Raw genomic sequence first — 17,818 nt, 5'->3', positions numbered from 1 at the left:
CATGGCTAAAGGTATTCGCGAGAAAATTCGCCTGAACTCCAGCGCCGGTACTGGTCACTTCTATACCACTACCAAGAACAAGCGCACCATGCCCGAAAAAATGGAGATCAAAAAGTTTGATCCCGTTGTTCGTCAGCATGTGATCTACAAGGAAGGCAAAATCAAGTAATTGCTTGATGCTGCATTCCCAAAAACCCGGCCTAGTGCCGGGTTTTTTTATGGCCGAAATTCAGTACACTGCCGGTTCTAAGGGAGGCTTGTCATGTTCAAACTGAGCCGCAAAGGCTGGAACAACGTGATCATCGTGGTGGTGCTGATCGTGATCACCCTGTTGCACCGGCTGGAGCTGGCCCAGCAGGAGAACAGCGCCAAACGGGCGCGTCCGCTGCTGCCTGACAGCGCTGTGGTGCTCACCTGGCAGGGGCCGAGCTGGCAGATCGAACGGATCGGGCAGGGCTGGCGCAGCGGGCCGGATCTGGGACTCAGCAGTGCCCAGCTGGCGGCGCACATCGAGGCCTGGCAGGGCTGGTTGCTGCCGCCCGGCGAATCCGTGCGCGGCAACCCGGTTACCCTCAAGATCTGGGTCGCCGGCCAGACCGATCCCATCGAGGTGGGCCTCTATCAGGACAGCGGCAAGTTTGCCGCCCTGCTGCCGCCCTCGACCTGGCTCAGCCTGAGCCAGGAGCAGTACCGCAGCCTGCTGCGTCCCGCTCCCTAACCCCTTTTTCAGCGTCAGCACGAGGATCCCATGCCTGAATTACCGGAAGTCGAAGTCAGCCGCCAGGGTATCTCGCCCTGGCTTACCGGCATCAAGGTCACCCGAGTGGTGGTGCGGGACGGCCGTCTGCGCTGGCCGGTGCCGGGGGAAATCCAGGAGCTGGTGGATCTCACCATCCACCGGGTCAGCCGCCGCGCCAAGTACCTGCTGCTGGAGACCGACTTTGGCACCGCCATCCTCCATCTGGGCATGTCGGGCAGCCTGCGGGTGCTGGACATCGGCACCCCGGCCGAGAAGCACGATCACGTGGACATCGAGCTGGCCAACGGCAAGCTGCTGCGGCTCAACGATCCGCGTCGCTTCGGCGCACTGCTGTGGACCCGCGAGCCGGCCGAGGCGCACGCGCTGCTGGCCAAGCTGGGGCCGGAGCCGCTCACCGATGCGTTCAATGCTGATTACCTGCGTGAGCGCGCCAAGGGGCGCAGCACCCCCATCAAGACCTTCCTGATGGACAACCATGTGGTGGTCGGGGTGGGCAATATTTACGCCAACGAGGCGCTCTACGCCGCCGGCATTCACCCCAAGCGGGCGGCGGGCAACATCAGCGCCGAGCGCTTGGGCACCCTGGTGGCCGAGATCAAGCGGGTGCTGGCCGAAGCGATTCGGCAGGGTGGCACCACCCTCAAGGATTTCACCAGCGCAGACGGCAAACCGGGCTATTTTGTGCAGCAGCTGCAGGTGTACGGGCGGGGCGGCCAGCCCTGTTTTCACTGCCACACCCTGCTCAGTGAAATCCGGCTGGGGCAGCGTACCACCGTGTTCTGTTCCCACTGCCAGCGCTGAATCGCGGTTTTTTTGGCCTGAAATGGCCAAGTTGTAAGAGAGTATTTCCAGTCTGTTGAAGATTTGCTCGCCTGTCACTACTATCTCGACCGTTCAGGCGGTTTGAGAAAATAAAATGACAGCTAAATCAATAGACTGGGACCATTTGTCCCGGCAGGGGCACTATTGTGCCCAAAAAATGGCGCGCTTCCTCTATCCCGATGACAGCGCCCGCAAAACCTTCAATCGCGCCAAGTTCGTGCTGCGCAGCCTGCTCTATCGGCAGCAGCTGAGCCGGGTGTTCGAGCTGTTTCAGGCCGAACCGCTCAAGGCCCTGCCTGCCCACTATCCCGAGCTGCTCGACAAACCGATGCGGCCCTATCGTTTTGCCGGCTCCACTGCGACCGAGCGGGCCGAGATGCTGGAAAATCACTACCGGCTGATGCTGGCCCGCTACCCGGATCTGATCGACCCGCTCTATCTGGGGGATGGCATCGAGCTCGGCCGTTATCCCGAGAGCGGCTGCCGCATCGTGCTGCGCCACGACGGCACCTTCCGCCGCGAGGCGGAGCTCGCCCTCTCCATCGTCGACCCGCAGGGCAAGCGGCTCTACAGCTGCGCCTTCTCGCTGGCCGGCACTCCCAACCGACTGGCTCTGGTGATCGGTTCGGTACAGGGGCCGGAGCCCTGCATCGAGCAGGCGCAGGACAAGGTGCGTGCGTTGACCAAGGAGGGCCACGGTCTGCGGCCCAAGTCGCTGGTGGTGATGCTGGTGATGCAGCTGGCCGAGGCGATGCAGGCCGAGCATATCTCGGCGGTGCGGATGAAGGCCCACATCTATCAGGCCCGGCGTTACAGCAAGAAGAAGAAAGCCTGTCTGCAGGCGGACTATGACGAGCTGTGGCAGGAGTTTGGCGCCATCGATCTGGATGACAACTTCGTACGGCTGCAGCCCGCTCAGCGCAAGCCGCTGGAGGAGATCGCCTCCAAGAAGCGGGCCATGTACCGGCGCCGTTACGAGTGGCTCGATCAGCTGACCCTGGCGAGTCAGCAACTGCTGGGCCCGCGCCTGGCGGGCTGAGCCGTACAGGCCCCAGCAGCAAACAGGCTACCCTCGGGTAGCCTGTTTCGTTGTTACTTGGTCTGTTTGGCCTTGATGGCGGCGGCCACGGCAGGGTCGACGAACTGGCGGATGTCGCCGCCGTGCAGGGCGACCTCCTTCACCAGGGTGGAGGAGATGAAAGAGTTCTCCTCGGCCGGGGTAAGGAATACGCTCTCCAGCTCCGGCATCAGGCGACGGTTCATGTTGGCCAGCTGGAATTCGTACTCGAAGTCGGAGACGGCGCGCAGACCGCGGATCAGCACGTTGGCCTGCTGCTCCCTGGCGAAATCCACCAAGAGGCCGGAGAAACCGACCACCTTAACGTTGGGCAGGTGGGCGGTCACCTGGCGAGCCAGCTGCACCCGCTCGTCCAGATCGAACAGCGGCCGCTTGCTCGGGCTGTTGGCCACCCCGACTACCACTTCATCAAACAGTTTGGCGGCCCGGCCGATGAGGTCGGTGTGGCCGTTGGTGACGGGATCGAAGGTGCCGGGATAGATTACCTTGTTGGTCATGCTGCTGATTCCTGCAACCGGGAAATTTGGTCGCATTATAGGGTCTGTTGTGGGATTGGTGCGACCGCCTTGGGGCGAGTTTTGGCGCCCCAAGGCCGGCTTTGCCGATCCAAATCGGGGTCATCGGGTCTCTTCGCTTGAGAATAGCGATACATCAGGCAAGAATACCCGCACCGCGCATCAAGCCTCCTTGCATTGGTGACAGGGAGCAAAGGGATTTTTTATGAAACGTATTCTGGTAGTCCGCAATGACAAGATTGGTGACTTCATGCTGGCCTGGCCGAGCTTTGCCATGCTCAAGCGCTCCATGGAGTGTCATGTGACTGCCCTGGTTCCTGCCTACACGGCGCCGTTGGCCCGCCTCTGCCCCTGGATTGACGAGATCATCCTGGATCCGGGCTCACGGGCCGACAAGGAACAGCAACGCGCCTTGCAGGCGCGCATCAAGGCCGCCGCCTTCGATGCCTCCATCTGCCTCTTCTCCAACTCCCGCAACGCCATGCTGGTGTGGAAGGCGCACATTCCCTACCGGTTGGCACCGGCCACCAAGCTGGCTCAGGTGCTCTACAACCAGCGCCTGATCCAGCGCCGCTCCCGCTCCCAGAAGCCGGAGTACGAATACAACCTGGATCTGGTGCGCCGCTTCCTTGCCGACCAGCAGGTGAGCGCGGTGGAGCCGCAGGGCCCCTACCTCAGCTTCGATGCGAAGAGCCTGCAACAGGTGCGCGAGCAGGTCGCCGCCCGCCTGCGGCTCGATGCCGGTCGCCCCTGGCTGATGGTGCATGCCGGCAGCGGTGGCTCGGCCAACAACCTCTCCATCGAGCAGTACGCCCGCCTCATCATCAAGCTCAACCAGGCCTGTCCCGAGCTGCAGTGCATCCTGACCGCGGGGCCGGGGGAGGAGAAGATCGCCGAACAGCTGGCGGCCGAGCTGCTGGCCCACGGCGGCAACGGCTGGATCTACCGCTCCGACGAGGGGTTGCCCAAGTTCTGCCAGGTGATGGCTAACGCCGCCCTGTTCGTGGCGGGCAGCACCGGGCCGCTGCACATCGCTGCGGCGCTGGATGTGCCCACCATCGGCTTCTTCCCGGCCCACCGTTCGGCGACGCCGCTGCGCTGGCGTCCGCTCAACAGCGAAGGGCGCCACCTGGCGTTCAGCCCGCCGGAAGACAGCGATCACCCGGAAGACATGAGCCAGCTCGATCCCAAGACCATGGCGGCGGCGATCGCCCGCTGGGCGCCGCCGTTCTGGCGCGCTGAACACTGATACCGGATGATGTAAATGCAGACAGGGCCCTTGAAGGGCCCTGTCTCGTATGAGGGGGAGTGCTGCGGCTTACTGGTCAGCCTGATCCGGAGCCTGCGGCTGCTGGCGGATCCAGAGGTCGGCGTATTTGACGAAGGTGGAGTGGGCCGACAGGATGGCCAGCAAGAGCCCCTGCTTGCCATCGAGGAAGCCGGCCTTGAGCAGGTACATCTTGAGGAAGCAGCCCAGCGCGTGCACCAGCCCCTGGCCGAGGGAGCCCTTCTTGCCGCGGGCGGTGCGCTGATCGGCCCAGGCGCGGGCATAGCCGGCGGACTTGACCAGGTAGTGCTCCAGATCCCGATAGGTGAAGTGGAGCAGGTCGCCGTGCAGGTTGACGATCTTCATGTTGGCGCGCACTTCCACCTTCTCGTGCACCAGCACCTCGTTGTAGCTGGTGAGCGCCTTGGGATAGAGGCGCAGCACCCGGTCCGGATACCAGCCGCTGTGGCGGATGAAGCGGCCGAACACCCAGGAGAGGCGCGGGATCGAGTAGATGGTGTCGCTGGCCGGGTTGGCCATGACGGCGGCGATGGCGGTTTTCAGCTCGGGGGTGAGCCGCTCGTCCGCATCCAGCCACAGCACCCAGTCGCATTGCACGTGGGACTGGGCGAGGCGGCGCTGGCGACCGAAGCCCGGCCACACCGGATTGACGAAGAAGCGGGCGCCGAATTCGGCGGCGATGGCCGGGGTCTCGTCCTGGCTGCCGGAGTCCATGATGACGATCTCGTCGACCAGCCCGTCGAGGGAGGCGAGGCAGGGGCGCAGGTTTTCGGCTTCATTCTTGACGATAAGGACAGCCGCCAGAGTCGGTTTGTTCACGGATTAAAGGCTCTTGTTGGCGCCCGGCTGGCGGGCCATGCTCAAATTGGCGCCCATTCTAGCCTAAAAAGGCAGGCGGAGCATGGTTCCGGCTGCCGGGGCTGCGTCAGTTTCAAATGGGATGCTTTTTGGCATGAGAGCGGGTGGTGCGGGGATCTTCTGTTATTTCTCGGGCCATTCTTGGGGCATAATCTCGGCCAGCAACGATTAACCGCAGGGCTTGGCCCAAGAGACGCGCGAGATGAAAATATTGGTGATCGGCCCCTCCTGGGTCGGCGACATGGTGATGTCCCAGAGCCTCTACAAGGCGATCAAGGCCAATCACCCCGACAGCGAGCTGCACGTGATGGCGCCCGCCTGGTGTGGTGCCCTGCTGGAGCGGATGCCGGAGGTGGATAAAGCCATCCCGATGCCGCTTGGCCACGGCGACTTCAAGCTGGGGGCCCGCCGCCGGCTCGGCAAGCAGCTGGCGGCCGAGAAGTACGATCAGGCCATCATCCAGCCCAACTCCATGAAGTCGGCGCTGATCCCCTGGTTTGCCCGCATCCCGGTGCGCACCGGCTGGAAGGGGGAGCACCGCTTCGGTCTGCTCAACGACATGCGCAGCAATAAGTCTGCCTTTCCGCTGATGGTGGAGGCCTACCTGGCGCTGGCCTATCCCAAGGCACAGATGAAGAGCCGGGCCGACATCCCGACGATTCCCCAGCCGGCCCTCAACGTCGATCTCATCAACCAGGAGAAGGCGCTGGAGCGGCTCGGACTGGATCGCGCCCGCCCGGTGCTGGTGCTCTGCCCGGGGGCCGAGTTCGGCCCGGCCAAGCGCTGGCCGGAGGGCCACTACGCCGTGGTGGCGCAAAAACACCTCGACGAGGGCTGGCAGGTGTGGATCTTCGGCTCCGCCAAGGACGCGGCGGTGGCCAACACCATCCGCGATCGGATCAACCCGCTGTCGCGCCCCAACTGCCACGTGCTGGCGGGCAAGACCAATCTGTACGAAGCGATCGACCTGATGGCGCTGGCCGGGCGGGTGATCGCCAACGACTCCGGCCTGATGCACGTCGCCGCCGCCCTCAACCGGCCGCTGATCGGGGTCTATGGTTCCACTTCGCCGCTCTATACCCCGCCACTGGCGGACCGGGTCGAGATCGTCCACACCGACATTGAGTGCCGCCCCTGCTTCAAGCGCACCTGCAAGTTCGGCCACCTCAAGTGCCTGATCGAGCTGATGCCGGAGCAGGTCATCGAGGCTGGCCGCCGGCTGGAGTGCAGCGAGACGCCGGCCCCGCCGCTGGCGCTGCCGCCCGGCGAACCGCCCCGTTTCGTCGCCGAGCCGGGCAAGCGCGGGGAGCCGCACTAGCATGGGCTATCGGCTGCTCTACAACCTGCTGATCCATCTGGGCTTGCCGCTGGCGCTGCTGGCGCTCTACAAGCCGAAGAAGGGCAAGCCCGGCTTTGGCAAGCGCTGGGCCGAGCACCTGGGGCGGACGCCCGCCACCGGGCAGGAAGCGCCGCTCTGGATCCATGCGGTGAGCGTGGGGGAGACGCTGGCCATGAGTCCCTTCATCCGCGCCCTCAAGGCCGAGCGGCCTGATCTGCCGATCCTGCTCACCACCACCACTCGCACCGGCGCCGAGCAGGCCGCCAGGCTGGGGGATCTGGTGGAGCACCGCTACGCCCCGCTCGACTACCCCTGGGCGGTGGCGGCGTTCCTCAATGCAGTCAAACCGCGCGCGCTCTGGGTGATGGAAACCGAACTGTGGCCGAACTGGCTGGCCGCCTGCGAGGCGCGCCACCTGCCGGTGACCATCATCAATGCCCGCCTCTCGGAGCGATCCTGCCAGCGCTATGGCCGCTTTCAGGGGGCGTTCGATGCCCTCAGCCGGCCGCTGACCCACCTGCTCTGCCAGCACCAGGACGACGCGGATCGCTTCCATCGGCTGGGGCTGGGGCGCGAGCGGCTGGCGGTGACCGGTTCCATCAAGTTCGACATCCAGCTCGATGAGCAGGTGCAGGCCAGGGGCCGTGCCCTGCGCCAACTGCTGGGGGAGGAGCGGCCGGTCTGGATCGCTGCCAGCACCCATCAGGGGGAGGATGAGCAGGTGCTGGCCGCCTTTGATCTGCTGCTCAAGCACCATCCCACTGCGCTGCTCATTCTGGTGCCGCGCCACCCCGAACGGTTCGAGCGGGTGGCCGCGCAGTGCGCCCCCTACGGCTGCGTGCGGCGCACGGCGGGCAGTGCGGTCGGCGAGCGCGACAAGATCTATCTGGGCGATACCATGGGCGAGCTGCCGCTGATGCTGGCGGCGGCCGACGTGGCCTTCGTCGGCGGCAGCCTGGTCAAGGTGGGCGGCCACAACCTGCTGGAGCCGGCTGCGCTGGGTAAACCCTGTCTGAGCGGCCCCGCCTACTTCAACTTCAGCGACATCACCCGCCAGCTGGTGGCCCAGGGGGGCGCCGCCGTGGTGGCCGATGCCGCCGAGCTGGGGGAGCAGGTGAGTGTGCTGCTGGCCGACGAGAGCCGACGCCGGGAGATGGGCGAGCAGGCCCGCGCCGTGGTGCTGCGCAACCAGGGGGCGCTGGCGCGCACCTTGTCTCACTGCCTCGCCAGCCTGGAGAATGACTGAATCCGGGCTGGCGGACATAAAAAAACGGAGCGCATGGCGCTCCGTTTTTGTTTTGGCGAGGCTGGCTCAGCGCACGATCAGGCCGAGCAGGATCCCCACCACGCCGAAGTCGGCATCGCTGAAGGTGGTGTTGGCAAAGCCGAGATCCCCCAGCACCGGCAGCAGGAATACCGGCAGGAAGGTGATCAGCAGGCCGTTGGCGAAGGCCCCCAGCAGGGCGCCGCGACGGCCGCCGGTGGCGTTGCCGAATACCCCGGCTGCCGCGCCGACGAAGAAGTGTGGCACGACGCCCGGAATGATGACGGTGAGCCCCAGCAGGTAGAGCAGCACCATGCCCACCAGACCGGCGGCGAAGCTCGACAGGAAGCCGATCAGCACCGCATTGGGGGCGTAGGGGAAGACGATGGGGCAGTCCAGCGCCGGCTTGGCGTTGGGCACCAGCTTGTCGGAGATCCCCTTGAAGGCCGGCACGATCTCGGCGATGACCATCCGCACCCCCTGCAGGATCACGTAGACACCGGCGGCGAAGGTGATGGACTGCATCAGGGAGAACATGAACCAGTGCTTGCCCTTGGCGACGCTGGCGACGAACTCGGGCCCGGCGAAGGCGGAGGTGATGAGGAAGATGATGCCCATGGTGAAGGAGATGGCCACCGGGGTATCGCGCAGGAACAGCAGGCTCTTGGGCACCTGCACCTCTTCGCTGCTGTGGGCCTTGTTGCCGAACTTGGCGCCGATCCAGCCGGCCAGCACGTAGGAGCAGGTGGAGAAGTGGCCGAGCGCCACGTCATCGGAGCCGGTGATCTGCTTCATGTAGGGGTGGGCGAGGGCCGGGAACAGCACCATGGTCACGCCGACCACCAGGCTGCCCACCGCGATGAGCGGGATGCCGCTCATGCCGCCGGCGGAGAGGATGGCCGCCACCATCATCGACATGAACAGGGTGTGGTGACCGGTCAGGAAGATGAATTTCCACGGGGTGAGCCGGGCGATCAGGATGTTCACCAGCATGGCGAAGAACATGATCATCGCCATCTCCTTGCCGAACGACTGCTGGGCGATGGAGACGATGGCCTCGTTGTTGGGCACCACCCCCTTGATGCCGAAGGCGTGCTGGAAGATGGTGGCGAAGTCGCCCAGCGAGTTCACCACCAGGGTGGCGCCGGCCCCCAGGATGACGAAGCCCATGATGGTCTTGACCGTGCCCTTGATGCACTCGGTCACCGGTTTCTTCTGGGCGATCAGGCCGATGAGGGCGATCAGGCCGACCAGCACGGCCGGCTCCGACAGCACGTCAAACATCAGAAAATTGAAAAATTCCATGGTCAGCTCCAAGCAGATGGAAGCGGCGGCTCACCGGCCGCCCAGACAGTCGCAAAGGGGTTAGAGTGCGCCCAGCTCGCGCAGGGCGATGGCGAGTTTTTCTTTCATGGCGGCCTTGTCGACCATGTTGTCCAGCGACACCAGCCGGCCGTCGACCCCCATGCTGACCAGCTGTTCGGCGATGTCGCGGGTGGCGACAAAGATCTCGGCGCTCTCGCTGCCGGCGGAGGCGAGATCCCGGTGATCCACCTCGGCCGTCACGGCCAGCTCCTTGAGAATGCTCTTGATGCTCATCTCCATCATCAGGCTGGTGCCCAGGCCGTGTCCGCATACAACCAGAATCTTCATGTTCTCTTCCTCTGTCGGGCGCAGGGCGCCACTCAATAACGCGCCAGGATGCGCAAGATGTCGTCTTTGCTGGTGGCCGCCATGATGGCCGCCACGTCTTCTTCATTCATGAACAGCTCGGCCAGCTGGGCGATGGTCTCCACGTGGGAGTCGCTGTCGCTGGCGGCCAGGGTGACCAGCAGCCGGACCGGGTCGTTGCCCTCGGAGCCGAAGTTGACCCCCTCCTTCAGCACGGTCAGCGCCAGTCCCAGCCGGTTGACGCCGTCTTCCGGGCGGGCGTGGGGCATGGCCAGGCCCGGGCCCAGCACGTAGTAGGGGCCGAGCTCCTCGTGGGAGCGATAGAGCGCCGCCACATAGGAGGACTCGATGGTGCCGTTGGCCAGCAGGGGGGCGGTGGCCAGCTCGATGGCGTGGCGCCAGTCGCGGGCCCCCGCTTCGATGGAAATGACCTCCTCGGTCAGCAATTGGGTCAGCATGGCAATGTCCGGGCTGGATAAGATGGCGCCAATCTAGCGATCTTGCCGGCTGATAACTGTGAGCCTGATCGCGAAAGTTAGCGCTACCAGATAGCGCTAACATCGATCTGTGATAGCGCTATCATTTCTCTCATGGAAGGGATTCATCTTGCCCCTTCTCTGGCTCAAAGGAGGTAAAATCCGGTTTGAGCAAATAGTCAGTGCCCCGCTTTTGCCTTAAAGTGAGCACCCGTATGCCGAGGAAGGGAAAGGATGTCAGAAGCGAAGAAACGCCGTAGCACGGGTCGGGTGACCCTCAACGATGTGGCCCAGCTGGCCGGCGTGGGGGCCATGACGGTGTCGCGCGCCCTGCGCACCCCCGAGCTGGTGTCCGACAAGATGCGCGAGCGCATCGAGGCGGCGGTGGACGAACTCGGCTATATCCCCAATCGGGCGGCGGGGGCGCTGGCGTCCGCCACCTCCCAGACCATAGTGGTGATCGTGCCCAGCCTGACCGAGTGTGGCTGCGGCGAGGTGATCGCCGGGCTGCAGCAGACGCTGCGGGGCGAGGGCTACCAGATCATGCTGGGGGATGCCCAGCATCTCAAACAGCAGGAGGAGAGCCTGCTGACCAGCTTTCTGCAGCACAACCCGGCGGCCGTGGTGCTGTTTGGCAGCGATCCCGGCGAGACCATCCGCCAGCGACTGCAGGCGGCCCGCCTGCCGGTGGTGGAGGTGGGGGCCATGGCCCGCAGCCCCATCGACATGAATGTCGGGGTCTCCAACTTCGATGCCGGCTACCAGCTGACCCGCCACCTGATCGAGCGTGGCTACCGCAATATCGGCTTTCTCTGCGCCCGCCAGGAGCAGTGGATGCTGCAGCAGCGCATGCAGGGCTGGCAGAAGGCGCTGCTGGACAACTACCTCTCCCCCGACGCCATCATCAACACCTCGGAGCGACCCAGCTTCAGCACGGGGGCGGCCATGCTGGGGGAGTTCCTGCTGCGCTGGCCCGAACTGGATGCGCTGGTCTGCGTCAACGACGAGCTGGCGGCCGGGGTGCTGTTCGAATGCCAGCGCCGCCACCTGAACGTGCCGGGCAAGCTCGCCATCGCCGGTTTCGACGATCTGGACGTGGCGCGGGCCTGCTATCCGGCCCTCACCTCGGTCCGCATCCCCTATCAGCGGATGGGGCAGGAGGCGGCCGATCTCATCCTGCGTCAGCTGGCCGGTGAACCCGTCATGGGCTCGGCGCTGACCCTCGATTTCCAGCTGCAGAAGCGGCAAAGCAGCTGACCCCTTTCACACTCATCAAAGAGGCAACCATGTTCAAGGCTCTGTTACTGGAAAACCAAGACGGCAAGACGGTGCCGACCCTGACCCGGCTGGACGAGAGCCAGCTGCCGGCCGGCGAGGTGCGGGTGGCGGTGAGCCACAGCTCCCTCAACTACAAGGACGGGCTGGCCATCACCGGCAAGGGCAAGATAGTGCGCCAGTGGCCGCTGGTGCCCGGCATCGACTTCGCCGGCACAGTGCTGGAATCTGCCGACGACCGCTATCAGCCGGGCGACCGGGTGGTGCTGACTGGCTGGGGCGTGGGGGAAGGTCACTGGGGCGGCATGGCTGAACAGGCGCGGGTCAAGGCCGACTGGCTGGTGCCGCTGCCGGCCGGGCTGGATGAGCGGCAGGCCATGTGCATCGGCACCGCCGGTCTGACCGCCATGCTCTGCGTGCTGGCGCTGGAAGAGGCGGGAGTGACCCCGCAGAGCGGCGAGATCCTGGTGACCGGCGCCGCTGGCGGGGTGGGCTCCACCGCCGTCGCCTTGCTGGCCGCACTGGGTTATCAGGTGGCGGCCCTGACCGGCCGTCCCGCGGAGCAGGGCGAGCTGCTGACGGCGCTCGGCGCCAGTCGCATAGTGCCGCGCAGCGAGCTGCTGGAGCCCGCCAAGCCGCTGGAGAAGCAGCTGTGGGCCGGGGCGGTCGATACCGTCGGCAGTCAGGTGCTGGCCAAGCTGCTGGCCCAGATGAACTACGGCGGCGCCGTGGCGGCCTGCGGGCTGGCGGGTGGCTTCGATCTGCCCACCAGCGTGATGCCCTTCATCCTGCGCAACGTGCGGTTGCAGGGGGTCGATTCGGTGATGTGCCCGCTGGCGCGCCGCCAACTGGCGTGGCAGCGACTGGCGCGGGATCTGCCCGCCAGCTTCTTTGCGCAGGCGGTCACCGAGATCGGGCTGGAGCAGGTGGCGGAGGCCGCCGAAGCCATCACCCAAGGGCAAATCGCGGGGCGCACCCTGGTCAAACTTTGATCCAGCCCTGACTGGCGAGCCCCATTTTTCTGGATAGACTTTGAGTGCGGGTGCACTATCCAAGGAGAATGAGCATGGGTGGACACAAGCCGGATTACGATCTCGATGACGATTGGGAGCCGGAATCCTGGGAAGAAGAGCTGGATGAATGGGAAGACGAGAGCTGGCAGGATGATGACCCTCTCGACGACCAGTAATCCGCGCATTGAATACACAGGCGGGCCTCGGGCCCGCCTGTTTTTTTGGGCGGCTCACAGGAATGGGGAGAGGTGCTTGGAGGGGGCTGCGGCTCTGGCTAGAATGAACTGCCCAAACGACACTCAAGGATGATTATGCGACTCTCGGTGATAGTGTTTGCCGTTCTGCTCGGGGGCTGCGCCTCCCATTCGGACGATCCGTGCGAGAAGGTGTGGAGCGAGGTGGGGGAGGCCGATGGCAAGCTGGGCTTTACCGCCGAGCGGGTCGAGTTTCATCAGGCCCAGTGCGGCGAGAAGGTGGATGCCGAGCTGTGGAAACAGGGGCATCAGAAGGGACTGGCCTGGTATTGCCGGCCGGAGCACCTCTATCTGGCGGGCCGTTCCGGTGGCGAGTATCGCGGGGTCTGCCCCAATGACGTCCAGGCGCGCCGGCTGTTCGAGCAGGGCCGCCAGGGCTGGACCGATCAGTAGCCGGGCTGGCGGCTCAGGCTTCTTTCTCTTTCAACCGCAGCGGCTGACACAGATAGCTCTTGTCGTTGGCGCTGCGGGCACACTTGCCGCAGACGAACTTGGGTTTGCGCACGATTTTGCGCAGGGTCTTGAGATCGGCCGGGATCTCGCTGCGACGCCATTCACACAGGGTCTTGTTGCCCATCTCGACTACCTCGACAACTCGGTGGGCCCTAGTGTAATCAATTTTCATTTCTAAAACAGCGAGCGGGCCCGGATGATCTCGCGGCCCGCTCGTGGTGACGGGAGATTACTGATAGAGGAACTTGGTAAAGATCAGCTCGCGCACCGCCTTCTTGCCGGTTTCCTTCACCAGCAGCTCGTTGGCCCGGGTCTGGCACTCCTTGCGCAGGTCTTCGCGACTGACCAGCGACTTGATCTGGTCGGCACTCTTGCTGCCCATCAGCCGGATGATGGCGTCACGAATGAGGGGGTCATGCTGCTCCAGCAGCTTGAGGTCGGCCTCGTTCTCGGCCATCAGCTCCACCGTCACCCGGACGTAGCCGAGGGTTTTGCCATCGCTCAGGTAGTTGGTGATGATGTCGGGATCCAGCAGGTGATAGAAGAAACCCGGCTTGGCGGCGGCAGCTTCCCCTTCTGCAGGGGCTTCCCCCCCTCCGGAGGCATAGGCCTGTAGTGCACCGCAGCTTAGCAACAACACCAGCAGAAATTTGAATAGCTTCATAGGGATGGCTCATCAGCAAGAGATACCCCATTTTTGATGCTGCCATCGGGGCCGTCAAGCACGGATGTTCTTACAATTCTCGATTGATTTACGGATAATAAACCGGATTTTAACCTGATAACGGAAATCTCCGGATGGTGAAGCTGTGAAGTCCGAGTTGACTGTTCCCCTTGCCCGGCTCGTGCCCTGGCAGACGCCCGCGCAGTGCGAGCCGCCCGAGGCCTTGCTGCCCTGGTTGCTGGAGGCCGATTCCATGACCCGGCGCCTGCGCCGCCACAATCGCCATTTCTCGGTACAACTGTTTGGCAATCGCAGCGTCGCCCTCGATGCCGACGAGCAGCAGCTGGTGGTCGCCGAGCAGCCCATGGGGCTGTGCCGCGAGGTGATCCTGCACGGCGATCATGGACCGGCCGTGCTGGGCTGGACCCTGTTTGCCGAAGCCGCCCTGCAAGAGAGCGGCCTGCGCGAGCTGGGTGAGCAACCCCTGGGTGAACGCATCTTTGGTGACGAGCCTGCCCGGCGCGATCACCTGCAACTGGCCTGTTTCGAGATTGCGAGCAATCCCTGGTGTCCGGCCGGCATCGTCTGGGGACGTCGTTCCCGTCTGTTTCTGGGGCAATGGCCACTGCTGGTCCATGAACTCTTCTTGCCCTCTCTGTCATGCAACAAGGAGCTGGAGTGAATCTGTTAACCAAGGAGCGGGGACTGGCCTACGTGCAGTTGGCCCGCATCGACAAGCCCATCGGTACCCTGCTGCTGCTGTGGCCGACCCTGTGGGCGCTGTGGCTGGCGGCCGACGGCCTGCCGGATCTCTGGACCCTGCTGGTGTTCGTGGTGGGGGTGTTTCTGATGCGCTCCGCCGGTTGCGTCATCAACGACTATGCGGATCGCAACTTCGACGGTCACGTGAAGCGCACCGCCGGCCGGCCGCTGCCCATGGGCAAGGTCAAGCCGCGGGAGGTGCTGGCGCTGTTTGCGGTGCTGGCGATCATCTCGTTCGCCCTGGTGCTGACCATGAACCCGCTCACCATCGGCCTGTCGTTCGCGGCCCTGCTGCTGGCGGTCTGCTACCCCTTCATGAAGCGCTACATCCCGATCCCCCAGCTGGTGCTCGGCATGGCCTTCTCCTGGTCGATTCCCATGGCCTATGCGGCCCAGGCCAACGCCTTGCCGGCGGTGGCCTGGCTGGTGTTTCTCGCCAACCTGCTGTGGACCATCGCCTACGACACCCAGTATGCCATGGTGGACCGGGACGACGACCTCAAGCTCGGCCTCAAGTCGAGCGCCATCCTGTTTGGCCGCCACGACAAGCGGATCATCGGTGCGCTGCAGTTGCTGACCCTGCTGATCCTGCTGCTGGTGGGGCAGTTGAGCGAGCTGAGTTCCAGCTACTACTGGTCGCTGCTGGCGGCGGCGGCGCTGTTCGTCTATCAGCAGCGGCTGATCCGCGAGCGGCAGCGGGAGGCCTGCTTCCAGGCGTTTCTCAACAACAACTACGTGGGGGCGCTGATCTTTGCCGGGGTAGTGATCAACTACCTGTGAGCCAGCCCTTGTCATGAAAAAAGGCCGCATGTTGCGGCCTTTTTTATGCTGTCGTGCGAGCGGGGTCAGAGCCGGTTGCCGGCCTGGATGGTGCGGCGGATCTTGGTACTCAGCAGCGGCACTATGTTGTCGGCCAGCGCCTGGAAGCGGCCCAGATCCGGCTTGCAGCCCGGGTCGAGGTAGCCTTCGCTGCGCAGGGTGTGGATCAGGGTGCTGAACAGCTTCTGGTCGAAGAACTCGGGGGCGTTGATGCCGTGCAGGGTGCCGAGGCGTTCCGCCATCATCAGGCCGTCCGCCTCCAGCTGCTCGGCCTCGATGCGGGGCTGGGCCAGCACCCGGGTCAGCACGATGGCGTAGCGTTGCAGGGTCTCCTGAATGCTCTCGGCCAAGAGCAGCAGGCGGGTCTGGTTGACCGGATTGACCCAGAAGCCGCCGTCGCGGGCCTCGATCAATTGCTGGCGCTGCAGTTCGGCCAGCAGGGCATCGACCAGCTCCGGCAGCTCGTCCTCTTCATAGCGCAGGAACAGCTCGGTCTTGAGCAGCGGGTAGATGTCGATGCAGCGGGCAACGATTTCGCTGCGGGAGATCCCCTCACAGCGCTCGATCAGGGCCGCCACCAGGGAGGGCATGGCGAACAGATGGAGGATGTTGTTGCGGTAGTAGGTCAGCAGGATCGCCTGATAGCGGTCCAGGCTGACGATCTGGCCCAGCTTGTCCTCGCTTACCTCAAACTTGTTGAGCTCCATCGCCTGATCCAGCAGGGTCTTGGCATCCTCGTCCGGGATGGTGCTGTGCGGGCTGTAGGGCACCTGCTTGAGCAGATCCAGATAAGTGTTGAGCTGGGCCTGCAGTTCGTCGCGGGTCAGCGCATGGCGCTCGGCGGCCAGCAGCGCCAGCGCGCTCAGGGTCAGGCCATTGACGGCGGCGGCCCCGTTGATGCGGGTCATCAGCAGCTCGGCCAGCTGGTTGACAGTAGGCGCCATCCACTCGGGACGCTCCTCCTCGCCGATGTGCTCCTTCCAGCTGGGCACGTGCTCGTTGAGGTAATTGTTGAGGGTCAGCGGCTCACCGAAGTTGACGAAGCCACGGCCGTAGTTGCGCAGCTTGCGCAGGATGCCGAGCACCTGCAGGAAGCTCTCTTTCTCCTTGCGGCTGCCCTTGAGCTCGTTGTGGTAGGTGTTCACCTCCATCACGTGCTCGTAGCCCAGATAGACGGGCACCAGGGTCACCGGTCTGTCCAGCCCGCGCATCATGGCCTGCAGGGTCATCGCCAGCATGCCGGTCTTGGGTGGCAGCAGGCGGCCGGTACGCGAACGCCCGCCCTCGGTGAAGAACTCCACCGAATAGCCTTTGGCAAACAGCAGGTTGAGGTATTCGCGAAATACCGTGCTGTAGAGCGGATTGCCCTTGAAGGTGCGGCGGATGAAGAAGGCGCCGCCGTGGCGGAAGATCGGGCCCGCCGGCCAGAAGTTGAGGTTGATGCCCGCCGCGATGTGGGGCGGCACCATGCCCTGGTGGTAGATGACGTAGGAGAGCAGCAGGTAGTCCATGTGGCTGCGATGACAGGGTACATAGACGATCTCGTGCCCTTCCTGGGCCAGCTGACGCACCTTCTCGGCGCCGTTGACCGAGAGGCCGCGGTAGAGCTTGTTCCACAGCCAGCCGAGGAAGCTCTCACCGAGCCGAATCAGCCGGTAGGAGAAGTCGGAGGCGATCTCGTCCATGTAGCCGTGGGCCCGTTTCTGGGCTTTCTCCAGGCTGATCCCCTCGCGCTGGGCCTCCTCCTCGATGGCCTGCTGAATGACGTTCGAATCGAGCAGCTGTTTGAACAGCAGGTTGCGGTTGGGCAGCTTGGGGCCGGTAGCGGCCAGCTGCTGGCGGCTGAAGTGGGTGCGGGCGACCCGCGCCAGCTTGTGGGCGATGGCCTCGTCGGTGCCGTGCTTGTCCGCCATGTGACGCAGGGAGAGCGGCGGGGAGAAGCGCACCAGGTTCTCGCGCCCTTTGAGGATCACGATCAGCGCTTTCTTGAGGCGGTTTGGCGCCAGGCTGCTGATGATGTTCCAGCCGGAGGCTTCCTCGCCTTCCCGACCGGGGGCGCGGCCCCAGAACAGGGTGACGGGCACCACCTGGATATCCAGCGCCGGATCCTGCTTGTGCAGATCCAGCAGCTGGTGGAACTCCTGCAGGAAGGGCAGCGGCTTGCTGCGCTTGCCGAACAGGGGAGGCGGACGGTCCAGACAGACATAACGGGGCAGCAACTGGCCGTTCAGCTCCAGCGGGGTGAAGGGGCCGGGCAGGCCGAGATCCTCGCAGCACTGTTGCAGGGTCATCAGGTCGGTGATCGAGCTGGTCTTCAGGGCGTAGACGATGGGTCTGGCCGGATCCAGCTTGAGCTCGGTGATGGGGTTTTCCGGCAGGCTCTTGTGATTGACCAAGCCGCTGACCGGCCATTGCAAGATGGCTCTGGAAATGTTCTGTCCAAGGGACATGTGCGTCTGCTCTCCAAAAAAATGCGGCGTGAGCATAGCAAATCACCGACTGCTTGT

The 17,818-nt window shown here is 64.3% G+C and carries 21 protein-coding genes; 13 read left to right on the top strand and 8 right to left on the bottom strand.

The annotated features are described in order from the left end of the window. Nucleotide 1: 1 nt before the first annotated feature. The 4 genes from rpmG (at nucleotide 2) to OKC44_RS21300 (ending at nucleotide 2,621) form a co-directional block, all read left to right on the top strand. Entirely contained in the window at nucleotides 2-169 is a 168-nt protein-coding gene (gene rpmG / locus OKC44_RS21315; RefSeq protein WP_005307500.1) for a 50S ribosomal protein L33, read from the top strand. A gap of 93 nt (nucleotides 170-262) precedes the next feature. Next, entirely contained in the window at nucleotides 263-718 is a 456-nt protein-coding gene (locus OKC44_RS21310) for a hypothetical protein (protein WP_011704182.1), read from the top strand. 30 nt (nucleotides 719-748) lie between these two features. Beyond that, nucleotides 749-1,561, top strand: a complete 813-nt coding sequence (gene mutM, locus OKC44_RS21305; RefSeq protein WP_270814982.1) for a bifunctional DNA-formamidopyrimidine glycosylase/DNA-(apurinic or apyrimidinic site) lyase — start codon at nucleotides 749-751, stop codon at nucleotides 1,559-1,561. 178 nt (nucleotides 1,562-1,739) lie between these two features. After that, nucleotides 1,740-2,621: a VirK/YbjX family protein gene (locus tag OKC44_RS21300; protein WP_270814980.1), complete on the top strand. Its 882-nt coding sequence runs from the start codon at nucleotides 1,740-1,742 to the stop codon at nucleotides 2,619-2,621. Between the two features lie 53 nt (nucleotides 2,622-2,674). Here the strand turns inward: OKC44_RS21300 and coaD are convergent, their stop codons facing one another. Continuing rightward, nucleotides 2,675-3,157, bottom strand: coding sequence for a pantetheine-phosphate adenylyltransferase (gene coaD, locus OKC44_RS21295; RefSeq protein WP_011704185.1), 483 nt, complete (start codon nucleotides 3,155-3,157; stop codon nucleotides 2,675-2,677). A gap of 223 nt (nucleotides 3,158-3,380) precedes the next feature. Between coaD and OKC44_RS21290 the strand changes: the two genes are divergently transcribed. Continuing rightward, nucleotides 3,381-4,424: a glycosyltransferase family 9 protein gene (locus OKC44_RS21290; protein WP_017411134.1), complete on the top strand. Its 1,044-nt coding sequence runs from the start codon at nucleotides 3,381-3,383 to the stop codon at nucleotides 4,422-4,424. A 69-nt stretch (nucleotides 4,425-4,493) separates the two neighbouring features. Here the strand turns inward: OKC44_RS21290 and OKC44_RS21285 are convergent, their stop codons facing one another. Continuing rightward, on the bottom strand, nucleotides 4,494-5,282 hold the full coding sequence (locus OKC44_RS21285; RefSeq protein WP_270814978.1) for a glycosyltransferase family 2 protein: 789 nt from the start codon (nucleotides 5,280-5,282) through the stop codon (nucleotides 4,494-4,496). A gap of 241 nt (nucleotides 5,283-5,523) precedes the next feature. On the opposite strand from OKC44_RS21285, the gene waaF reads away from it, so the two are divergent. Both waaF and waaA read left to right on the top strand, forming a co-directional pair. Then, nucleotides 5,524-6,639 carry a lipopolysaccharide heptosyltransferase II gene (gene waaF, locus OKC44_RS21280; protein ID WP_016349010.1) on the top strand — a complete coding sequence of 372 codons (1,116 nt, stop codon included), beginning with the start codon at nucleotides 5,524-5,526 and terminating at the stop codon, nucleotides 6,637-6,639. Between the two features lies 1 nt (nucleotide 6,640). Next, on the top strand, nucleotides 6,641-7,906 hold the full coding sequence (gene waaA / locus OKC44_RS21275) for a lipid IV(A) 3-deoxy-D-manno-octulosonic acid transferase (protein WP_270814975.1): 1,266 nt from the start codon (nucleotides 6,641-6,643) through the stop codon (nucleotides 7,904-7,906). Between the two features lie 66 nt (nucleotides 7,907-7,972). Here the strand turns inward: waaA and OKC44_RS21270 are convergent, their stop codons facing one another. From OKC44_RS21270 to OKC44_RS21260, 3 genes are read right to left on the bottom strand one after another with little or no spacing between them, the layout of a single operon-like run. Continuing rightward, nucleotides 7,973-9,229: a PTS ascorbate transporter subunit IIC gene (locus tag OKC44_RS21270; RefSeq protein WP_011704190.1), complete on the bottom strand. Its 1,257-nt coding sequence runs from the start codon at nucleotides 9,227-9,229 to the stop codon at nucleotides 7,973-7,975. Between the two features lie 60 nt (nucleotides 9,230-9,289). Continuing rightward, a complete protein-coding gene (locus OKC44_RS21265) occupies nucleotides 9,290-9,577 on the bottom strand; it encodes a PTS sugar transporter subunit IIB (protein WP_016349013.1) in 288 nt (95 codons plus the stop codon). Nucleotides 9,578-9,609: 32 nt separating this feature from the next. Next, a complete protein-coding gene (locus tag OKC44_RS21260) occupies nucleotides 9,610-10,053 on the bottom strand; it encodes a PTS sugar transporter subunit IIA (protein ID WP_270814973.1) in 444 nt (147 codons plus the stop codon). Nucleotides 10,054-10,305: 252 nt separating this feature from the next. On the opposite strand from OKC44_RS21260, the gene OKC44_RS21255 reads away from it, so the two are divergent. From OKC44_RS21255 to OKC44_RS21240, 4 genes are all read left to right on the top strand, one after another. Then, nucleotides 10,306-11,328, top strand: coding sequence for a LacI family DNA-binding transcriptional regulator (locus OKC44_RS21255; protein ID WP_024946139.1), 1,023 nt, complete (start codon nucleotides 10,306-10,308; stop codon nucleotides 11,326-11,328). A 29-nt stretch (nucleotides 11,329-11,357) separates the two neighbouring features. Further along, the gene (gene acuI / locus OKC44_RS21250; RefSeq protein ID WP_270814971.1) at nucleotides 11,358-12,338 is read left to right on the top strand and encodes an acrylyl-CoA reductase (NADPH); all 981 of its coding nucleotides are present in this window, start codon (nucleotides 11,358-11,360) and stop codon (nucleotides 12,336-12,338) included. A 74-nt stretch (nucleotides 12,339-12,412) separates the two neighbouring features. Beyond that, nucleotides 12,413-12,535 carry a hypothetical protein gene (locus OKC44_RS21245; RefSeq protein ID WP_016349017.1) on the top strand — a complete coding sequence of 41 codons (123 nt, stop codon included), beginning with the start codon at nucleotides 12,413-12,415 and terminating at the stop codon, nucleotides 12,533-12,535. Nucleotides 12,536-12,664: 129 nt separating this feature from the next. Further along, nucleotides 12,665-13,006 (top strand): DUF2799 domain-containing protein, encoded by a 342-nt coding sequence (locus OKC44_RS21240; RefSeq protein ID WP_011704195.1) that lies wholly within the window; start codon nucleotides 12,665-12,667, stop codon nucleotides 13,004-13,006. Nucleotides 13,007-13,019: 13 nt separating this feature from the next. Here OKC44_RS21240 and OKC44_RS21235 read toward each other — a convergent pair whose 3' ends face one another. Beyond that, nucleotides 13,020-13,190: a hypothetical protein gene (locus tag OKC44_RS21235; protein WP_005307551.1), complete on the bottom strand. Its 171-nt coding sequence runs from the start codon at nucleotides 13,188-13,190 to the stop codon at nucleotides 13,020-13,022. 105 nt (nucleotides 13,191-13,295) lie between these two features. Next, entirely contained in the window at nucleotides 13,296-13,730 is a 435-nt protein-coding gene (locus OKC44_RS21230; protein ID WP_042067278.1) for a flagellar basal body-associated FliL family protein, read from the bottom strand. A gap of 145 nt (nucleotides 13,731-13,875) precedes the next feature. On the opposite strand from OKC44_RS21230, the gene OKC44_RS21225 reads away from it, so the two are divergent. Both OKC44_RS21225 and ubiA read left to right on the top strand, forming a co-directional pair. Continuing rightward, entirely contained in the window at nucleotides 13,876-14,412 is a 537-nt protein-coding gene (locus OKC44_RS21225; RefSeq protein ID WP_029302639.1) for a chorismate--pyruvate lyase family protein, read from the top strand. Then, on the top strand, nucleotides 14,409-15,272 hold the full coding sequence (gene ubiA, locus OKC44_RS21220) for a 4-hydroxybenzoate octaprenyltransferase (protein WP_270814968.1): 864 nt from the start codon (nucleotides 14,409-14,411) through the stop codon (nucleotides 15,270-15,272). The genes OKC44_RS21225 and ubiA overlap by 4 nt, the downstream gene beginning before the upstream one ends. Before the next feature lie 65 nt (nucleotides 15,273-15,337). On the opposite strand, the gene plsB is transcribed toward ubiA, so the two are convergent. Further along, entirely contained in the window at nucleotides 15,338-17,761 is a 2,424-nt protein-coding gene (gene plsB / locus OKC44_RS21215; RefSeq protein ID WP_011704200.1) for a glycerol-3-phosphate 1-O-acyltransferase PlsB, read from the bottom strand. Between the last annotated feature and the right edge of the window lie 57 nt (nucleotides 17,762-17,818).

It is taken from the genome of Aeromonas sp. S41-2, assembly GCF_027705845.1.
GTDB lineage: Bacteria > Pseudomonadota > Gammaproteobacteria > Enterobacterales > Aeromonadaceae > Aeromonas > Aeromonas hydrophila.
The sequence above is the reverse complement of the archived record's forward strand: the minus strand, read 5'-3'. Positions and strand labels throughout refer to the sequence as shown.